At 34.1% G+C, this 2789-nt stretch carries 4 protein-coding genes and 1 pseudogene; 4 read left to right on the top strand and 1 reads right to left on the bottom strand.

Annotation, left to right across the window (positions count from 1 at the left end):
* Nucleotides 1-265: 265 nt before the first annotated feature.
* Nucleotides 266-340, top strand: a pseudogene (locus tag V7122_RS25350) (YjcZ family sporulation protein); the annotation flags it as partial.
* 93 nt (nt 341-433) lie between these two features.
* Complete coding sequence (locus V7122_RS25345; RefSeq protein ID WP_335530024.1) at nt 434-583, top strand: hypothetical protein; 150 nt, start codon at nt 434-436, stop codon at nt 581-583.
* 374 nt (nt 584-957) lie between these two features.
* On the opposite strand, the gene V7122_RS25865 is transcribed toward V7122_RS25345, so the two are convergent.
* Nucleotides 958-1158 (bottom strand): DUF3888 domain-containing protein, encoded by a 201-nt coding sequence (locus tag V7122_RS25865; protein WP_438823955.1) that lies wholly within the window; start codon nt 1156-1158, stop codon nt 958-960.
* 393 nt (nt 1159-1551) lie between these two features.
* On the opposite strand from V7122_RS25865, the gene V7122_RS25340 reads away from it, so the two are divergent.
* Together V7122_RS25340 and V7122_RS25335 are read left to right on the top strand one after the other, a co-directional pair.
* On the top strand, nt 1552-2028 hold the full coding sequence (locus V7122_RS25340; RefSeq protein ID WP_335530021.1) for a GyrI-like domain-containing protein: 477 nt from the start codon (nt 1552-1554) through the stop codon (nt 2026-2028).
* 235 nt (nt 2029-2263) lie between these two features.
* A complete protein-coding gene (locus V7122_RS25335; RefSeq protein ID WP_335530018.1) occupies nt 2264-2641 on the top strand; it encodes a DUF4440 domain-containing protein in 378 nt (125 codons plus the stop codon).
* Nucleotides 2642-2789 lie beyond the last annotated feature (148 nt).

The raw sequence follows: 2789 nt of genomic DNA, 5'->3' as shown, positions 1-2789 counted from the left end.
GGGCCAGATTGTTGAATAGGGTACTTTACTTTAAGAACAGGCTGATATTGGCGGCTTTTTCTTATCCAACTTAAGGCATTCACTTGTTTTCATTTTTAGAAGTTGTTTAAGCAAATCGTTGATTTTATCCAATACTACGATGATTGCCCAATCCCCTCTTGTCTTAAGGAATATATATACAATGGGAAGGTGTTTTTCCTCCCAATATTCCTATTTAAGTAGGTATTATCATGGAAGAATTTAGACATGAACATAGAGAAAAAAAACCTTTTGTTTTATCGTGGTATTGTTCATTCTATTGATCATTGTCGGAGCTTCTTTTATGATGAGCGGCTACTAGTAAAATATAGGCAGCTACTAAGTGGGAAAGGACCGATTAGGTTTATCTGTCTTTTTTCATCTAGACTTCTGAATTGAAAGGAGGATGAATTAAATGCCATTTGGATTTAGGGGATTTGATCGAAGAGACAGGTTTTTTCGCGACGGCTTTAGAAGAAGACGTTTTTTTCCCATTGAAATTGAAATCGAATTAGAGAGAAGAAGACGTTTTGAATTCGAAAGAAGACGACGTAGATTCTTTTAAGCACAAAATTTAACCAGTGTTTCCATGAGCCTGCGTAAAAGAATAGTTGTCATCACAAGCAGCTGTTCTTATTGAACAAATTGAAAGTTATTAAACATAAGGCGTTTTTCACTTTAAGAATAGGCTGCTATAATTGGCAGCTTTTTTCTATTTGAAAGTTATACAGCTAATGGCGTTCTTTCCTTCAATATGGGGCAAGGCATTTTTCTTCTTTAAGTAACGGATGCAGTTTAGTTGAAGAATATTCCCGAAGAAAAAGTACCCTTCTAACAAAGGATGCCTGCATTTAGTTATTTTGTTTGGCTTTAACGTTCTGCTTTTGACATCAATTGCTCGCCACTCCATCCTATTTTTATTACTAAAAGTGATAGTAACTAAATCATATGGGAAATGTGAGTACCTTCAAATGTTGTTAGCAGCACGGTGACATTAAAGTAGCGGTAGGTTTTGTGTTTTACCTTCTGTTTGATTTGGAGAATCTGTTGGAAATAAAACTGTCTTGGTTTGCCGAAATGTTTTTCGATTGCTTTGTCGATGGATAGAAAAAGTAAATTGAGGATCACATCATCACGCATTTTACATCATTTTGGTTACCGTTTCAGCTTTGACAGGAGAATAAGAGAAAAGAGGTACCCAAGCAATCAATTTTAAAGGCTTTTTTTCATAAAAATCCTCCATTCAATGCTGCTCTTATTATAAACGATTAAAGAATTCTTATTAAACTAACAAGGGCTTCTTTTAATAACAATCAATATTCAACAATCGGGCGCTATCCTGGAACAAGGATAATTGCTCATTTTCCATTTAAGGGCCAATAAACGGAATAAAACCCCTCAAACAAATTCGGATATTTATGTGGGATTGTGAAGAAATGTACTTAAATAACAGGGTCAGGTTGGTTAAAGAAGAAGGTATTTATGGGTGGTTTCGAGAAACTGTAATTTATCGTAAATAGAGGGGGAATTAAAATGTCAGAAACAATAATACAAAATAAGGCTATTAAAGGGCTTGATGAATTAAGGTTAGTAGGTTTTCGAGTTTTATGTTCTGGCGACCAATATTTAGTTGAAATACCCAAAGCGTCATTAAGATTATGCGAGCGTATAAGCGAAATTAAGCAGGTTGTTAATCCCATTGAGCAATTTGGTGCGTTTGTTGTGGAAAATGAAACTGCTGATGAAGATGGTTACTGGGTTTGTGTTGAAGTAAAAGAGTACGAGGATATTCCAACTGATATGGTAACTCTAACCATACCACCTCAAAAATATGCCGTTAGGAGACATAAAGGTTCTAATTATAAAATAATGGAAGCATATAATGACTTACATAAGTGGATTGAAGATAACAACTATGTAAGGCTAAAAGATAAATGGCATATAGAAAGGTTTTATGATTGGAAGGATACCGAAAAAGTAGATGTAGAGTTGTTAGACACTATTGAGTAAAATTTTATTCAGCTAAAGGGCGCGTTTATTTAGGAGCGCGTCTTTATTTAAGTGCGAGTTTGTGGAAGAAGAACACTAAAAACGAAAATTGTATTTTTAGGTTAAATTTTATAGAAAAAATTGTGAAAAAGTGTACTTATGCCATCGGGGGAGATTACTTAAACAAACAACTTCTTTGTAGCAGGGGATATTATTGTACTAATAGACATTGGTTAATGATAAGGAGGGAGGAAATATGGACAATATTAAGGAAGTATTAGATGGGTACTTTACAGCTTGGAATGACGGTTTAATTAGTAAGAATGGTGACGGGATTAGAAATTATATGTCAAAAAATTTTGTAGGTTATTGGGCACATTCAAATATAGATAAACCTGACTCATACTACTATGACTATGACCTCGATAGCATATTAAAGCAAATGGATAATGCTAAAAAAAGTTTTGAAACTGTTTCAATCACTGAACGCAGAAATGGAGAGGAGTATTTAGTTTTAGGAAAAGAGACTAATTTAATAAAAGCAGAGCCATATACTGCTCAATGTATGCTTGTATGGAGAAAAGAAGATAGTGAGTGGAAATTATTAAGAGAATATATTGAGTTGGAAAGGTAATTTCTTATTCAGCTAAAGGGCGCATTTCCTGAGTAAAGAAAGTGTCCCTTTTCTTGTTTTTCTGGGGTTTCTATGAATCAGTAATTTGTTATTGTCTGCGATTGTTGAATAACCAGCGTATGAAAAAGACTCTCCTTGAACATAATAG

Source organism: Bacillus sp. JJ1532 (assembly GCF_036965085.1).
Taxonomy (GTDB): domain Bacteria; phylum Bacillota; class Bacilli; order Bacillales; family Cytobacillaceae; genus Cytobacillus.
Note: the sequence above shows the minus strand (reverse complement) of the source record. Positions and strands in the feature narration are given on the sequence as shown.

What these genes read in the sequence shown, in the direction of transcription:
- V7122_RS25335 (WP_335530018.1), top strand. Translation starts at nt 2,264, where the DNA reads ATGGACAATATTAAGGAAGTATTAGATGGGTACTTTACAGCTTGGAAT.
- V7122_RS25865 (WP_438823955.1), bottom strand. Translation starts at nt 1,158, where the DNA reads ATGCGTGATGATGTGATCCTCAATTTACTTTTTCTATCCATCGACAAA.
- V7122_RS25345 (WP_335530024.1), top strand. Translation starts at nt 434, where the DNA reads ATGCCATTTGGATTTAGGGGATTTGATCGAAGAGACAGGTTTTTTCGC.
- V7122_RS25340 (WP_335530021.1), top strand. Translation starts at nt 1,552, where the DNA reads ATGTCAGAAACAATAATACAAAATAAGGCTATTAAAGGGCTTGATGAA.